This is a genomic window from Aquirufa beregesia (genome assembly GCF_011090385.1).
GTDB lineage: Bacteria > Bacteroidota > Bacteroidia > Cytophagales > Spirosomataceae > Aquirufa > Aquirufa beregesia.
In genome coordinates, this window is sequence record NZ_SEWW01000005.1 from 239,100 (window position 1) to 254,906 (window position 15,807).

Annotated in this window: 17 protein-coding genes and 1 tRNA gene; 7 read left to right on the forward strand and 11 right to left on the reverse strand. The window is 39.6% G+C overall.

The window, feature by feature from the left end:
- Positions 1–10 precede the first annotated feature (10 nt).
- From EWU23_RS09685 to EWU23_RS09730, 10 genes are all read right to left on the reverse strand, one after another.
- On the reverse strand, positions 11–946 hold the full coding sequence (locus EWU23_RS09685) for a type 1 periplasmic-binding domain-containing protein (protein ID WP_166231533.1): 936 nt from the start codon (positions 944–946) through the stop codon (positions 11–13).
- Between the two features lie 2 nt (positions 947–948).
- The gene (rnc, locus tag EWU23_RS09690; RefSeq protein ID WP_166231536.1) at positions 949–1,695 is read right to left on the reverse strand and encodes a ribonuclease III; all 747 of its coding nucleotides are present in this window, start codon (positions 1,693–1,695) and stop codon (positions 949–951) included.
- A gap of 4 nt (positions 1,696–1,699) precedes the next feature.
- Entirely contained in the window at positions 1,700–2,947 is a 1,248-nt protein-coding gene (fabF, locus tag EWU23_RS09695; protein WP_166231539.1) for a beta-ketoacyl-ACP synthase II, read from the reverse strand.
- A gap of 123 nt (positions 2,948–3,070) precedes the next feature.
- Positions 3,071–3,307 carry an acyl carrier protein gene (locus EWU23_RS09700; RefSeq protein ID WP_092019417.1) on the reverse strand — a complete coding sequence of 79 codons (237 nt, stop codon included), beginning with the start codon at positions 3,305–3,307 and terminating at the stop codon, positions 3,071–3,073.
- 165 nt (positions 3,308–3,472) lie between these two features.
- Positions 3,473–4,390 (reverse strand): ROK family protein, encoded by a 918-nt coding sequence (locus EWU23_RS09705; protein WP_166231542.1) that lies wholly within the window; start codon positions 4,388–4,390, stop codon positions 3,473–3,475.
- 77 nt (positions 4,391–4,467) lie between these two features.
- Entirely contained in the window at positions 4,468–4,923 is a 456-nt protein-coding gene (locus EWU23_RS09710; RefSeq protein WP_166231545.1) for a YkgJ family cysteine cluster protein, read from the reverse strand.
- A 1-nt stretch (position 4,924) separates the two neighbouring features.
- On the reverse strand, positions 4,925–5,509 hold the full coding sequence (locus EWU23_RS09715; protein WP_166231548.1) for a thymidine kinase: 585 nt from the start codon (positions 5,507–5,509) through the stop codon (positions 4,925–4,927).
- Positions 5,510–5,557: 48 nt separating this feature from the next.
- Positions 5,558–6,316 (reverse strand): succinate dehydrogenase/fumarate reductase iron-sulfur subunit, encoded by a 759-nt coding sequence (locus EWU23_RS09720; protein WP_166231551.1) that lies wholly within the window; start codon positions 6,314–6,316, stop codon positions 5,558–5,560.
- A gap of 9 nt (positions 6,317–6,325) precedes the next feature.
- On the reverse strand, positions 6,326–8,305 hold the full coding sequence (locus EWU23_RS09725) for a fumarate reductase/succinate dehydrogenase flavoprotein subunit (RefSeq protein ID WP_166231554.1): 1,980 nt from the start codon (positions 8,303–8,305) through the stop codon (positions 6,326–6,328).
- 22 nt (positions 8,306–8,327) lie between these two features.
- Positions 8,328–8,996: a succinate dehydrogenase cytochrome b subunit gene (locus EWU23_RS09730; RefSeq protein WP_166231557.1), complete on the reverse strand. Its 669-nt coding sequence runs from the start codon at positions 8,994–8,996 to the stop codon at positions 8,328–8,330.
- A 173-nt stretch (positions 8,997–9,169) separates the two neighbouring features.
- Here EWU23_RS09730 and EWU23_RS09735 point away from each other — a divergent pair, with 173 nt between their 5' ends.
- Together EWU23_RS09735 and EWU23_RS09740 are read left to right on the forward strand one after the other, a co-directional pair.
- Entirely contained in the window at positions 9,170–12,010 is a 2,841-nt protein-coding gene (locus EWU23_RS09735) for a T9SS type B sorting domain-containing protein (RefSeq protein WP_166231560.1), read from the forward strand.
- Complete coding sequence (locus EWU23_RS09740) at positions 12,010–12,369, forward strand: thiol-disulfide oxidoreductase DCC family protein (RefSeq protein ID WP_166231563.1); 360 nt, start codon at positions 12,010–12,012, stop codon at positions 12,367–12,369. The genes EWU23_RS09735 and EWU23_RS09740 overlap by 1 nt, the downstream gene beginning before the upstream one ends.
- Here the strand turns inward: EWU23_RS09740 and EWU23_RS09745 are convergent.
- Positions 12,366–13,463 carry a hypothetical protein gene (locus EWU23_RS09745; RefSeq protein WP_166231566.1) on the reverse strand — a complete coding sequence of 366 codons (1,098 nt, stop codon included), beginning with the start codon at positions 13,461–13,463 and terminating at the stop codon, positions 12,366–12,368. The genes EWU23_RS09740 and EWU23_RS09745 overlap by 4 nt on opposite strands.
- Before the next feature lie 100 nt (positions 13,464–13,563).
- On the opposite strand from EWU23_RS09745, the gene fabD reads away from it, so the two are divergent.
- The 5 genes from fabD to EWU23_RS09770 all read left to right on the forward strand — a co-directional run bounded on the left by fabD (position 13,564) and on the right by EWU23_RS09770 (position 15,804).
- The gene (fabD, locus tag EWU23_RS09750) at positions 13,564–14,445 is read left to right on the forward strand and encodes an ACP S-malonyltransferase (protein WP_166231569.1); all 882 of its coding nucleotides are present in this window, start codon (positions 13,564–13,566) and stop codon (positions 14,443–14,445) included.
- Between the two features lie 134 nt (positions 14,446–14,579).
- A tRNA-Gln gene (locus EWU23_RS09755) sits at positions 14,580–14,653 on the forward strand.
- Between the two features lie 111 nt (positions 14,654–14,764).
- The gene (locus tag EWU23_RS09760) at positions 14,765–15,031 is read left to right on the forward strand and encodes a hypothetical protein (protein WP_166231572.1); all 267 of its coding nucleotides are present in this window, start codon (positions 14,765–14,767) and stop codon (positions 15,029–15,031) included.
- 34 nt (positions 15,032–15,065) lie between these two features.
- Positions 15,066–15,428, forward strand: coding sequence for a hypothetical protein (locus tag EWU23_RS09765; RefSeq protein WP_166231575.1), 363 nt, complete (start codon positions 15,066–15,068; stop codon positions 15,426–15,428).
- 121 nt (positions 15,429–15,549) lie between these two features.
- Entirely contained in the window at positions 15,550–15,804 is a 255-nt protein-coding gene (locus EWU23_RS09770) for a hypothetical protein (protein ID WP_166231578.1), read from the forward strand.
- Positions 15,805–15,807 lie beyond the last annotated feature (3 nt).

Genomic DNA, 15,807 nt, shown 5'->3' on the forward strand with positions numbered 1-15,807 from the left:
AGAAAATCACTTAGTTGAATTTCCTACGAATCATTTCTTGTAATTCATTCCAAGATTCTTCATTATCGGCTCTTTGGAATTCCGCATACCGATGTTGGATGATTTCTTGCCAAGTATGACTTTCGGCTTCTTTATCGATGAAGTCGATCAATTGGTTCAAATGATGTCCTTCACCGTCGAAAATGGATTGAATGAATTTGATTTTTTGGTTTAGGCTAATGCTGTTGGCCAAGGTTTCAGTCATTTTGGTTTCAACCAATGACTTAAGCGAACCGTCAGTTCCTTGCAGTTTTTCAAAGACTTTTTCGGAAGTAGCATCAGCAATCACTTCCATGATTTTTCTGCCTGAAGGAGCTTGGTCTTTAGGTTCTTCTTGGAAGAAGCTGCTGGAAGTGGAAGCTGGGGAAATTTGAACGTTTTCGATAATGATTTCAGTAACAGGCTTGGCTGGGCTGGGCTCAGGAACTGTTTCTTCGGGTAATTCTGTAATCGCAGAACTTAATTCTACGACAATCATGTCAGGTTCAGGAGCAGTCTCTTCGGGTAGATCTTCTAAAGCTTCCGGAGCTTCAAAATATACTTCTGCTGTTAATAGGGTATCTGGGCTTATTTCTTGAGGTTCAGCTCCCAATGCGTTGTACAAATAATCAGATTGTGCGCTGGAGTTTTTAATTTCTTGAATCCATTGATTCCAGACCTTATTGGGAAGTGTGACTTGCAATAATAAAGAGCGCGTGATATTATCCCATTTCTCTTGGAATCGATGATTTTGCCAATCAAAACAAGGTAATTGATCTTGAACTCGTTGACTTTGTAATTGCAACAATAATTCAGATTGCAAAACTTCCAAGGTGGAAGCGGGAATTTCTTGCTGTAAAATATCTTGAAAAGTACTTGATTGACCTTCTTCGGTCCAGTAATGAAGCAAAATATTGGGCGTTGGCATCGTTAATTATTTATTTCCAATTCTTCACAGGCTTTCATAGCAGCTGTTTGTTCTGCTTTTTTCTTGGAGTATCCTTTACCTTCGGCTACCTTCAAGTTATCTACCAGAACGATGGCTGTAAATTCTTTATTGTGGTGTTGGCCCTCTTCATCCAAGGTAAAGACTACTTTTTTTCCTTCTTTTTGAGCCCATTCAATCAGGATGGATTTAAAGTTGGGATTATTTTGGACCACAGTTTCTAAATCGAAATACTGGGTTAAAATCTTTTTGATGATGAATTTTTGGGTAAAGGCGAAACCTTTATCTAGGTAAATGGCTCCAATGAATGCTTCTAGGGCATCACCGTACATGCTAGACCGGGAAAGAATGGTTCTTTTTTGGTTTTCATATTCGATCACCTCGTCTAAGCCTAATTTTCTTCCTAGTACATTTAAGGATTCACGGCTGACCATTCTTGACCGGATTTCAGTTAAAAAACCTTCGTCTTTAAAGGGAAATTTTTGGAATAAATAGGTAGCCGTAATCATTCCGAGTACGGAGTCTCCTAAAAATTCGAGGCGTTCATTAGATTCCTTGAAGGATTTGGCTATGCTATCTTTAGAGGCAGAGGCATGTAAAAAGGCCAAACGATAGAGCGACAAGTTGGATGGACTTTCGCCAATCAAATGGGTTACAGATTTCTTTAGAAATTTCTCTCTTTCATTTAGTCGGGTAGGATTCAACCAGCTTAACACCGAGAGAATTTTCATAAGCCTATACTTTTCGGAAAATGACGGTAGCGTTATGTCCACCAAAACCAAATCCATTGCTTAGCGCAACGTCAATTTTTCTAGCTTTTCCTTGATTTAGAGTCAAATCTAGATTTTGATCAATCGCAGGGTCTAAATCCTTGCAGTTGATGGTCGGAGGAACAAATTGATGTTGTATGGCTAGGATGGAAGCCACAGCTTCTACAGCACCTGCACCACCTAATAGGTGGCCTGTCATTGATTTAGTGGAAGAAATGCTCATTTTGTAAGCATGTTCACCAAAACAATCTACGATAGCTTTTAATTCTTGTGGGTCACCAATAGGGGTAGAAGTACCGTGTGTATTGATGTAATCCACTTCTTCTGGCTTGATTTGAGCATCTTCTAGTGCATCAATCATAGAAAGTAGAGCTCCGTAACCTTCTGGATGTGGGGCAGTAATATGGTAGGCATCTGAAGAGAATCCACCACCGATTAGCTCGGCATAGATTTTAGCTCCACGTGCTTTAGCATGTTCGTATTCTTCTAGTATCAAGGCTCCTGCACCTTCACCTACTACGAAACCATCACGGTTAACGTCATAAGGGCGTGAAGCAGTAGCGGGATCATCGTTTCTTTCTGACATAGCGCGCATGGCAGTAAATCCACCTACGGAAGCAATGGTCACGGGAGCTTCAGAACCACCTGTCACACAGATGTTAATACGACCTGTGCGAATGTAGTTGAATGCATCAATGATGGCATTGTTGGCAGATGAACAAGCAGAAACCGTAACGTAGTTAGGACCACGGAAACCATTTCTGATGGAAATTTGACCTGAACTAGAGTCCGCAATCATTTTGGGAATAAAGAAGGGATTGATTTTAGGCGTTCCATCTCCTTTGCCGAAATAAATCATTTCATCTTCAAAGGTTTTTAAGCCACCAATACCCGATCCCCAGATGACACCGACTTTGTTTTTATTGATTGCTTCCATGTCGAAACCAGCATCCTTGATCGCTTCATCTGAAGCGACAATGGCATACTGGGTAAATGGGTCCATCTTACGGGACTCTTGACGTGGAATGAAATCTTCAACACTAAAATTCTTGAGTTCACAGGCAAAACGAGTTCTGAATTTTTCAGCGTCGAATTTGGTGATAAGTCCGCACCCACTTTTTCCAGTAGATAAACCTTCCCAATATTCATTAACTGTATTTCCAATAGGGGTAAGTGCTCCTAAACCCGTTACTACAACTCGTTTTAACTCCATAATTATCCTGGTATTTTAGGTTTGAAAAATAAAAAATGTCAATTCGTAAGGGTGATTTTCTAAGGAACGAGGCTCCTGAGTCATTACCAATTACCAATTGACATCATTATTATTTCGTTTCGATTACTTTGCGTTCTCTTCCAAGTAGGTGATGGCCTGTCCTACAGTTTGGATATTCTCTGCTTGATCATCTGGAATAGATACGTTGAATTCTTTTTCAAATTCCATAATCAACTCTACCGTGTCTAAGGAATCAGCTCCTAAATCGTTTGTGAAAGATGCCTCAGGTGTAACCTCAGATGCTTCTACTCCTAATTTCTCAACGATGATGCTTTTTACTTTTTCTGCAATATCTGCCATTTCTAAAATATTTTGGGGTTCAAAAACGATGCAAAGATTAGAATTAAAACTTAGATTATCAAACAAATTTTAAGCCTAATTGCATTATTAAAATAAATAATTAGATAAAAATAATTCTTTTTTTTGAATTGTTTAAAATTCTTGCAATTGATTTATGCCAAAGCCTTAAAAACAAAGAGAGGCGGCTCCTAAAAGTCCAGCATCATTTCCTAAAAGTGCTTTTTTAATGCTTAATTTTTTCAAGTAGGCAGGGGTTAACCAATAATTCAATTGTTTCTCCATGCTTGGTAAAATGAAATCAAATGAGGCAGATAAACCACCTCCAATAAAGATATTTTTGATATCTAGAATACGGATTAAAGAAACAATCATATCTCCTAGCATTTCACCTACTTCATTCCAAATCGCTAAAGCTAATTCATCTCCTTCTTCTGCAGCCACCACAAGAGCTGTGGTAGAAATAGAGCCATCTGCTGCTAAAACCGTTTTTCCTTTATAATTGGCGCGCATGGCTGTAGCCATTTGCAATAATTCTTTTTTGCCGATATTTCTTTCTAAGACCTTTTCGTTTCTAGATGGTACGTGGCCTGGTTCCATGGCATTTCCATCACCACCTAAGAATATTTTACGATCAATGATAGCTGCGCCACCAATTCCCGTGCCTAGGGTTAAAAAGATGAAATCTTCTGGCATGCTTTCTTTTTCAGGTGAGAAATAAAATTCTCCTAAAGCTGCAGCGTTGGCATCATTTTCCATGAAGAATTCATGATCAGGAAAACGCTTTTCCAACATGGAAATTAAATGTGCTCCGTCAATTTCAGGTATGGCGGTAATCTCGATTAATGTCTTACGGTTTTTCGTTAAGATTCCAGGCAGACCGATACCTATTTTATGCACATGCTTGTGCTGGAATAATTGCAAGGCAATTGCATCAGCTAAACGTTCTAAGAAGTGATTGGATTCTCTCCAGGTGGCTGTATCGTAACTTTGAAAATTAGAAATATGGCCAGTTTCAGGATGGACAATGCCCATTTTAACTCCTGTTCCTCCTACATCAATTCCTAGATATTCTGCTGCTTCCATGCGGTCTTTTGGTTTAATTTGCTGCGAATTTCTTTAAAATTACGCGCATATTCAAATATTCTTTTGGGCAATTTGTATTAGTTATAGATTCTTTCCAGTTTTTCCATGATTTGAGAAACGACTGGACAGATTAAGGCATTTTTTTGAGTTAACTTAAGAATCCCGAACATGTTTTTTCGGTCGGTATGAGGATATTCACGACAAGCCTTGGGTCTGTGTTCATAAATATCACAGGCATTATCTTCCAATAAAAAGGGGCAAGGACTGGATGGGTAAACCCAGTCGCCATCGGCATCTTTGATTAAATAAGTGTCCAAAAAATCAGATACTTTCATTTTTAATAGCTTGGCTACCCGTTGGATGTCTGTTTCATTCCACATTGGACTCGTGGTTTTACAACAATTGCCGCAATCCAGGCAATCGATGTTTTCAAATACCGCTTCATGGGCCTTTTTAAATTGCATGTCCAGGTCTTTCGGTTTTTTTGCCCGAATGCGCTGAAAAACTTTGGTGAAACTGGGGTCTCTGGGCATGTCAAAAAGTATGTGTGAAGCAAGTACGGCAAAGAGCTTCATAACTTTCGGCCTCACCTAACATCACGGTTTGCTGTTGCTGAACGATCCGATGGGAATATTGAGCTACTCCCCCACATTTCACACAAACAGCATGTACTTTGGTAATGTATTCGGCAATGGCCATTAAATCAGGCATTGGGCCAAAGGGGAGACCTTTAAAATCCATATCTAAGCCAGCAATAATCACACGTTTACCTTGGTTTGCCAGCGTATTACAAACCTCAACAATGTTTTCATCAAAAAACTGTGCTTCATCCAAGCCCACTACATCACAGCTGCCAGCCAATAGGAGTATTTCACTGGAACTATGCACAGGGGTGGAGCGTATGGAATTTTGGTTGTGAGAAACGATGTCCTCGTCGTGATAGCGCGTATCCGCCGCAGGTTTAAAAATCTCCACTTGCAATTGGGCGATTTTGGCTCTTTTTAGTCGACGAATTAATTCTTCTGTTTTGCCGGAAAACATGGAGCCGCATATCACTTCCACCCAACCACTAGGATTGGTGTTTTGAGATGATTTGGCATGATTTGGCTCTAAAAACAAGGCATGAAAAAGCCCCTTGGAATCAAGGGGCTTAGTTTAGGTTAAATCTTATTTGGATGTAAATACCGAAGAGAAATACTCACGGTTCATGCGAGCAATGTTCTCAATGGAAATACCTTTAGGACATTCAGCTTCACAAGCACCCGTATTGGAGCAAGCTCCAAAACCCTCTTCGTCCATTTGAGCTACCATGGCTTCCGCACGCTTAGAACGCTCCGCTTGACCTTGCGGTAATAAAGCTAATTGAGAGATCTTGGCCGAAGTAAATAACATGGCAGAAGCATTTTTACATGCTGCTACGCAGGCTCCACAACCGATACAAGCTGCCGCTGCAAATGCTTCATCCGCATCATCTTTAGGGATAGGCAAGCTGTTCGCATCTTGGGCATTACCCGTATTGACAGAGATAAATCCACCTGCTGCAATGATGCGATCAAAGGCAGAACGATTGACTACTAAGTCTTTAATCACTGGGAAAGCTTCTGCTCTCCAAGGTTCAATGGTAATCGTTTGACCATCGCTAAAGCTACGCATGTGCAACTGACAGGTCGTAACTCCTTTGTTAGGTCCATGAGGGCGGCCATTGATGTACATAGAGCACATCCCACAGATACCTTCACGACAATCGTGATCAAAAGCTACTGGATCATCACCTTCTTCGATAAGACGGTTGTTGAGCACGTCAATCATTTCCAAAAAGGACATATCCTCCGAAATACCACTTACTTGGTATGTCTCGAATTTACCCGCAGTTTGGGCATTTTTTTGTCTCCAGATTTTAAGCGTCAGGTTTAAATTTCCTTCCATGTTATCGAATTATTTATAAGATCTTTGAGCAATTTTAATGTTTTCGAATTTCAATTCTTCTTTATGTAATTCGAATTTAGATTCACCTTGGAATTCCCAAGCAGCTACGTAAGCGAATTTTTCATCGTCACGTAAGGCTTCTCCATCCTCAGTTTGGTATTCTTCACGGAAGTGACCTCCGCAACTTTCCTGTCTTTCTAATGCGTCTTTACACATTAATTCTCCTAATTCTAAGAAGTCTGCTACACGGCCGGCTTTCTCTAATTCAGGATTCAAGTTATTCGCTTCACCTGGAATACGAACATTACTCCAGAACTCTTTACGTAGTTCTTGTATCTCTGCAATAGCCATTTTCAAGCCAGCTTCGTTACGCGCCATACCGCATTTGTCCCACATGATTAAGCCTAGTTTCTTATGGAAATAATCCACTGACTTCGTACCACGGATATTCATTAATTGATCAATCTGGTCTTTCACCGCTTTTTCCGCATTCACAAAAACTTCACTGTCGGTAGATAAGGCAGGCGTTCTGATTTCAGAAGCTAGATAAGCACCAATCGTGTATGGAATAACGAAATATCCATCGGCTAAACCTTGCATCAAGGCAGAAGCACCTAAGCGGTTAGCACCGTGATCTGAGAAGTTGGCTTCTCCTAAGGCATATAAACCAGGAACAGTAGTCATTAAGTTATAATCAACCCAAAGACCACCCATGGTATAGTGAACAGCAGGGTAGATACGCATCGGCAATTCATAAGGATCTTCTCCCGTGATTTGCTTGTACATATCGAACAGGTTACCGTATTTTTCTTTTACAACTTCTTTACCCATCAATTGAATTTCTTCATCACTAACATGGTGGATGTTTCTTTTGTTAGCTTCAGCTTTACCATAACGGATAATGGCTGCTGCAAAATCCAAGTAAACGGCCATTTTTGAAGTTCCTACTCCATAACCTGCATCGCAACGCTCCTTGGCAGCACGTGAAGCAATATCACGAGGTACTAAGTTTCCAAATGCAGGGTAACGGCGCTCCAAGTAGTAGTCGCGCTCATCTTCCGGAATTTCGCTGGCTTTACGCGGATCATCTTTCTTTTTAGGAACCCAGATACGGCCATCATTACGTAATGACTCTGACATCAAGGTTAATTTCGATTGGTGGTCTCCTGAAACAGGAATACACGTTGGGTGAATTTGAGTATAGCATGGGTTAGCAAAGAAAGCTCCTTTTTTGTGTGCTTTCCAAGCAGCCGTTACGTTAGAGCCCATGGCATTGGTCGACAAATAGAATACGTTTCCGTACCCACCTGTACATAATAAAACCGCATGACCGAAGTGACGCTCTAGCTCTCCAGATACTAAATCACGGGCAATAATTCCGCGTGCTTTACCATCTACCATCACGACATCCAACATTTCATGACGCGTGAATAACTCTACATTACCCATACCAACCTGGCGTTGTAAAGCCGAATAAGCGCCTAATAATAATTGTTGACCTGTTTGTCCTGCTGCATAAAAGGTACGCTGAACCTGCGTTCCTCCGAATGAACGGTTAGAAAGCAAGCCACCGTATTCACGGGCAAATGGGACACCTTGAGCTACACATTGGTCAATGATGTTTCCTGAAACTTCCGCTAAACGGTGCACATTAGCTTCACGTGCACGGTAGTCACCACCTTTGATGGTATCATAAAATAAGCGGAAAGTAGAGTCACCATCATTCTGATAGTTCTTTGCTGCATTGATACCTCCTTGAGCGGCAATCGAGTGCGCACGACGAGGGGAATCTTGAAAGCAGAATACTTTTACTTTATATCCTAACTCAGCCAAAGAGGCGGCAGCAGAAGCTCCTGCTAAGCCTGATCCTACGATGACCACTTCCAAATTACGTTTGTTGGCAGGATTTACTAAGGAAACACTGGAACGGTATTTGGTCCATTTTTCGGCTAAAGAACCTTCTGGAATTTTTGCGTCTAATTTTGTCATATTAATCGTATCGGCTGAGGAATTAATGAATCAAATTAAAATGGAATGCGATAGGCATAGCGGCAAATAATGCAGCAATTATGATGGCATAAGCTGCACCGATGCACTTAATCGTCGGAGTGTATTTAGGATGGTTCCATCCAAGGCTTTGGAAAGCACTCTGAAATCCATGCAATAAGTGGTAGGCTAAAGAAATACATCCAAGTACATAAATAGCCACAACTGCTGGGCTAGCAAATATGGCTTGCATCTCGTTATATAAAGTATGCTCTTCTGTTAAATTGTCTGTCAAACGAGAGAAATACCAAAAATGCTTTAAGTGAATGATTAAGAACAATAACAATAAAGTTCCTAAAAGTCCCATGGAACGAGAGTACCATTTGCTGTTGGCAGCACCGTCAATAACGGCATAGGCTACAGGACGCTTCTTTTTGTTGTCCATCCATAAACGTAAACCGTCTAAAATGTGGAGTAATAAACCTCCAAATAAAACGATTTCCATGGTACGAATGATGGGATTCTTTGCCATGAACTCCGCTCCCTCATTAAATGTGACCCCTCCGTCGTTTAAAAAGACAGTGGCGTTAAGTCCGCAGTGAACAAGTAGGAAACTAACTAAAAAGAGGCCGGTGATTGCCATTAGGAGCTTTTTTCCTAGAGATGAATTAAGTGATTTTGATAACCAAGCCATAAATGAAATTTATTTTGATTGAAGTAAACATTCGCCCACAGTAAGCATAAGCGAAAATTTAGGATATAAAACTACAATTGATTCGTGGGTCTTTCAAATATTCGATTAAAAAAACCGTTTTTTTTATTTTTTTCGAATTGCTTAATTAACTTTCCATATTACAAATTTGTTTTATGTCCGCAAAAAATTATTCCGCCTACATTCTTGCCTTTTTGCTTAGTTTTTTGGGGATGATTTTCCAAGCTCAAGCAACCCACTTAAAAGGGGGGGAGATTACAGTGAAGCGGATTTCCAACATCAGTCTGACCTATGAATTTACCTTAACTACTTATACTGAGGACAATAGAGCGAACCAAGATCAAACGGATGTAAATTTTTGTTTCGGTGATGGTTCGGGAATATTTAAAGCCAAAAGACAACTGCCAATAGTTAATTTGGGGAATGGGACATTGAAAAATACCTATAAAATAGAGTATACCTATCCTGCACCAGCCTTGTTTTATAAAGTATCAGTCGCGGTTCCCAATCGAAATGATGGAGTAAGGAATATCACTCGTTCGGTGGAAGTTCCTTTTTATGTGGAAACTATTTTTTCCATTAACTCAGGCTTAGGCCAAAACTCTACTCCTTTATTATTGAATCCAGCCGTTGATTTAACAGCGGTGGTTGGCCAGCCTTTTATACATAATCCCAATGCCGTGGATGCTGAAGGGGATAGTTTAGCTTATCGTTTAACCGTTTCTCGCTATGGTGATTATGAAACTTGTAATCCTACTAGTCGTGGCATCACAGCCCCTAATTTTAGGCAGCCAAACGAAGTATCAACCATTGCTTCTTCTTTTACGATTAATTCCTTGAATGGAGATTTAATCTGGGATTCGCCCCAAGAATTAGGTATATACAATTGTGCCTTCATTGTAGAAGAATGGAGAAATGGAGTAAAGATTTCCGAAACGGTACGTGATATGCAGATTGAGGTAAAGGATTTAGATAATAAAGGCCCGAAAATCGTGGTACCGCCAGATGTTTGTATTCAGGCGGGCACCTTACTACGGGAAACCGTGACTGCGGCTGATGTTATTTCTCGTTCGGGTAGAACAGATCCCGTTACTATTATCAGTTCCGGTAATGTATATCCGATTGATACCTCCTATGCGATCAAGCAGCCATTTGCCACTTTTGTTTCTACTCCAAAACAAACTGGAACAGCCATAGGTACTTTTACTTGGCAAACTGCCTGTCAGCATATACGGAAGGAAACCTATGATGTTTTCTTTAAAGCCGAAGATAATCCTCCTACAGCCATTGGTGGAGGGGTGAAGCTGGTTGACAGTAAAATTTGGAAGATAAAAATCATTGCTCCATCCATCAAGAATTTGGTAGCTAAAATTCAGCCGACCAAAGGCTCAGCTTTATTGACCTGGAGTCCTTATGCTTGTTCATTGCCTGGAGCAAAAATCAGTGTATTCCGTAAACAAGCAGCCTGTACACCAGTAGTAAATAAGTCGTGCGAAACAGGGATGCAACTAACAGGATTTACCGAGATAGCCCGTTTGAACGCAGGAGAGGTGCAGTTTGAAGATACCAATAAGGGAACGGGATTGATGAAGAATGCCAACTACGTATATGTATTGGTGGTGGTGTTTACCAATTCTAGTGGACAAACGGATTATAGTCCTATGTCTAATTCCAGCTGTGCCTTCATTCCTTCATCGGCTCCTTTGATGACCAATGTGTCTATTCAGAAAACAGATGCAACCAATGGAGAAATATTGGTTCGTTGGTCACGTCCATTAAACTTAGATACTAGTTTGTATAAAGGTCCTTATCAATATCAGGTAATGCGTGCTGAAGGAAATGGGTCCACCAATTTTGTGGCCATCGGAAGTCCTATTTCAGCATCGATTTATCAAGCGAAAAATGATACTTCATATGTGGATAAAGGATTGTCAACGGAGGCTAAGATTTATCGCTATCGGGCGGATTTCTATTATAGCTCCAATGGTCAGTTCAAATTATTGGATTCGCCTAGTCCGGCTACTCAAGTGCAATTAGTGGCTCAATCAGCCGTAAGGTCTAATAAATTAGCTTGGTCTGCCGATGTTCCTTGGTTAAATGATTTCCAAGTTCACCGAGTGTATCGGGAGACTCCTCGCGGCTCAGGTAAATTTAACCAAATCACCGAGGTATCTGTGGCAGGTCCGAGCACGTATACTTATACGGACCAAGGAACTGATTTTTATACCAAAGACGGTAAGTTTGATGTTACTCTTTCTCCTGATTCTACCTATTGCTATTATGTAGAAACTTTAGGCTCTTATGGAGAAGGTTTTCCGGTCATGACGCTAATCAATGCTTCTAAAATTGTTTGTTTGAAACCTCAGTCAGATGTAAACCCTTGTGCCCCTAAATTGAGTTTATCGGCTCCTGATTGTGCGGCATTGGATGGCTCTTTGAATTGTAATTTTACGAGCTTTACCAACCAGTTGACTTGGCAACCGACATTGACAGGAACTTGTGATCAAAGTATCGCTTCCTATCGCATTTATTATGCTCCGAGTGCCGCTGGCCCATTCACGAAGATTGCCGAAGTAAGTGATTTGCGCTATTTACATCAAAAGAAGGATTCCTTCATTGGTAGCTATTATGTAACGGCAATAAGTCAATTAGGAAAGGAAAGCCCGAAGAGTGAAACCTTGAATCAGGATAATTGCCCTTCCTTTGAATTACCTAATCTTTTCAGCCCCAATGGCGACTTGAAAAATGACGTTTGGTTGCCGATGCGTTGTCCTCGATTTGTGAAAACCGTGGTGTGTAAAATCGTGGATCGTTATGGTCAACTGATTTATGATTACAATGGAACGGGTGCTGATTTTGGTTGGACTGGAAAAGATAGTTCTGGAAAAGATATGGCAGTGGGAACTTATTTTTACACGGTGGATGTTAGCTTTGATGTCAATAATCCAAGTTTGAAAACTAAAAGTTTGAAAGGTTGGGTCGAACTAGTTCGCTAATGAAAAGCCCCATATTCATCGACGGGAATTGTCGCTTTTGTCGCTTTTGCGCCAAGGTTTTGCGCCGAATGTGTGGTGATAAGATTCAGATTGAATTTCAGGGTTCTAGTTTGTATCAAACGTACGTATTGAAATATCCGGATCCACTTTGGGAAGTGGATAGCATTAAAATCGTGCAGAAAGATAAGGTTTGGGTAAAATCCCAGGCTATTGAGCGTGTTTTGTACTTAGCTCCTTGGTATTATCAAATCCTGCGGATATTCTTTCTTTTACCTAGTCGAGTATTGGATAAAGGCTATGATTTTATTGCCAAAAATCGATTGATTTGGGGGAAATCCGTGGATGCCTGTGAGCTTTAGCGACTCCGTAAAATGGGTGTCATTTGGCTGAATAATTTAGGATCAAAAACGATATCCCATTTTCTAGCAGCCTCTTCTAGTCCAGCAAAATTAAAGTGAGTTCCATCCCAGCGAAAACCCGCACCCACTACGGATTGCAGATTGGCCCCTTCGATGACATTGGGTAAGGTTTTCAACATGATATTTTGAGCTTCTTGGACATGTAAATCCTCCGTTTTATTGAGACCTCGATTACTTCGAGCCAACATAAAACTAAGATTTTTACTTTGTAGGATTTCACGGGTATAATCCATGTAAACTCCCGTGTATTTAATGATATTATCCATGGAAGTGGTGGCATCATTTTCACCATGTATAACCAAAACGGCTCTCAATCCACTTTTGGGTACTTCGCTTAAGATTCTATTTTCAAAAAAGGAATAAGGGTATCTTTTTTGCCAATCAAAAAGTGTGCTGCTAAATGCTAAACCTAAGGCCGATTTTCCCCATTGTTCAGACGTAGATCCGCCGATTCCCGTACTATAGATACGAATGGGGACTTGATATCTGTTTTTTAATTTATCTGCCAATCTTCCCCAAAATGCCACGACATTGTTTTCTGAATATTTGACGATTTCACACCATTTATTGTCGTAATCGGTTAATTCATAAGGAGGTTGACCTTCTGCTAAGGAGTGACCTATGACCGCAAAAACTTCTCCAACTTTAAAGGGAGATTGGGTTAGGAGGGTATCACTGACTGTTTTGGAATCCTGCATTAACTTGATTTCTGGATAATATCCGCCAGCCTGTAAGGAGAATTCCCCTTTGAATTGAGCGCCTTCTTTACTTAGATTGAGCCAATCGCTTTCTTTTCCACCAAGTACGTTTTTGAATTTGACTTGGGCAGAAGTAAATGATAGGGAACTTTGCCCTACAAGGACAATTTTACCCTGATTGTTGAGATCTCGTTGAACAAAAGTCCGACTATTCGATGCATCAATTTGGATATTTCCTTGCTGATTGGAGGATGGGTTATTCTCTTCCTTTTGGCATGAAATGAATAGGCTTAGGCAGAGAGGGATTGCTAGGAAGGTTAAAAATCGATAGAACATGCAATTGAAATTTAAGAGCGTTTCAGATAGCCAGAAGATTAATTTATCTTTGTCAAAGATTGTCAATCTTAAATCAAAAATATAACAAAACATAATAAAAATGAAGGCATTCGTATTTCCCGGTCAAGGATCTCAGTTTCCAGGTATGGCCAAAGATTTATATGAGAACTTTGCTTTAGCGAAAGAAATCGTGGATGAGGCGGATCAAATTTTGGGTTTTTCTTTGTCGAAAGTCATGTTTGAGGGGACTGATGAGGATTTGAAACAAACGAAGGTGACTCAACCTGCCATTTATTTGCACTCGGTACTAGTGGCTAAATTAGGGAAAGATTTTGCTCCAGACATGGTGGCTGGACATTCCTTGGGCGAGTTTTCGGCATTGGTTGCGGCAGGTGGATTATCTTGGCAAGATGGATTGCGTTTGGTCTATCAAAGAGCCTTGGCGATGCAAAAAGCATGTGAGGTAGTCTCAAGTACCATGGCAGCAGTTTTAGGCTTAGCAGATGCCGAAATTGAACGTATTTGTGGAGAATTGAATGGGGAAGTGGTGGCTGCTAATTACAATTGCCCAGGTCAAGTGGTAATTTCAGGTAGTGTGTTAGGAATTGAAAAAGCAGCTGAGCTATTGAAGGCGGCAGGAGCTAAGCGAGTTTTGACATTACCGGTTGGTGGAGCATTTCACTCACCCTTTATGGAGCCAGCGCGTGTGGAATTGGCGGCAGCTATAGAAGCCACGACGATTGAACGACCTATCTGTCCGATATTCCAAAATGTAACGGCAAAGCCTTCACAGGATCCAGCGGAAATCAAGCAGAATTTAATAGCTCAATTAACCGGTGCGGTACGTTGGACGCAGTCGGTGGAGGCAATGGTTGCAGCAGGTGCAACGGACTTTATTGAGTGTGGTCCAGGTAAGGTTTTGCAAGGTTTGGTGAAGAAAATTAGTGCTGATGTCCAAGTTGCATCGATGGAGTTGGCATAAGCAGCTTTGTCAAGTGCAAATTAATTGCTTGATTTAGAGCCTCCAAGCCGATTTTGGATGAAATAATTCAATTTTTTTTGAAGCACATTTGATAATTCGCTTAGGAGGTCTTATTTTTGCATTCGATTTGGAATTGACCTATGGTGTAAAGGTAACACATCTGATTTTGGTTCAGTCGTTCTAGGTTCGAATCCTAGTAGGTCAACCACCCTTTCCCTCGCTGATTTTTCGGCGGGGGATTTTTTTTGTTTGGGAAATAATAAGTACATTTCAATGTTACAAAATAGAACCAAATGTAATCTAGTCAAATCAAATTTATATGGCTGTACATACTGTTTATTCAGATAGAGTTCCTTTTGCTAATGTTTTCGTATTTCAAACCAATGATCAAAAAATAGCTGGAATTATTCAATTTGCTGTAAAAAATGAAAATATATTCTATCTAAAAGACGAAATTGTTTTTCAAGAGAAAAAATTCTTTTTAACAGATAATTTAAGTACTATTTTGAGGGAATTATTGATTGAATTTGTTGAAAGTCATGAATTGTATAATAATATTGAAGTAGAATCAATTTCAAATTTTTAATTTTTTATTTAATAATAACTTTATCTATTCTATTATGAAATACATAATTTTAATTTTTTGGGTATTTACTGGAACTTTTAGGGCTTATTCCCAGACTCTACTTTTGGATAATGCAAGAGAAATTGGTGAGGTCCAACGTCAAATGCAATTGAAATACGAGAAGAACAATGAAAAAGTTTCTGAAGTTTCAGATGAATTTTATAAGGTTTTAAAGATTTTAAATCGGAGAAGTAAGGAAAAAACTTTACTTAGTTCAGAGCAAATAAAGTATGTTGTTGATGTTATAACTATTATGAATAAAACAAAATTAAATCTTACAGATAATGTGGGGGTTAATAACTATGTTCGTTTTCTTAATAATGCTATTGAAGAAATTGAAAGCTGGACATTCGATTAATTTATTTTTAAATAGAATTCTTTTAAGAATTCTTACATGGTGTTAAATGTAAAAAAAGAAGGATTTTAGTTTTTCTATAATTATAATATTGTATATATTTGATGACTTAATCAATCCAAAAATGAAAAATTTCGTAGAAGAACTTAAGAATTATTTCGCAAGTACTTCAAAAGAGGTGCTTTTAGCGGAATGGAAGTTGTCGGAACATTTAAATGAAATAGGTCCAGGGGTATTGGAATTTGTTGAAAATTCTTTAGATTCTAGGTATATTTTAAAATTTGATATTAAAATTAAAGACCCAGACTTAGAATTAATTGAAAATGAAAATAACCTTAACCCGAATTTTAATTCGGGTTTTTTAATTTTAGAACTTTAAATA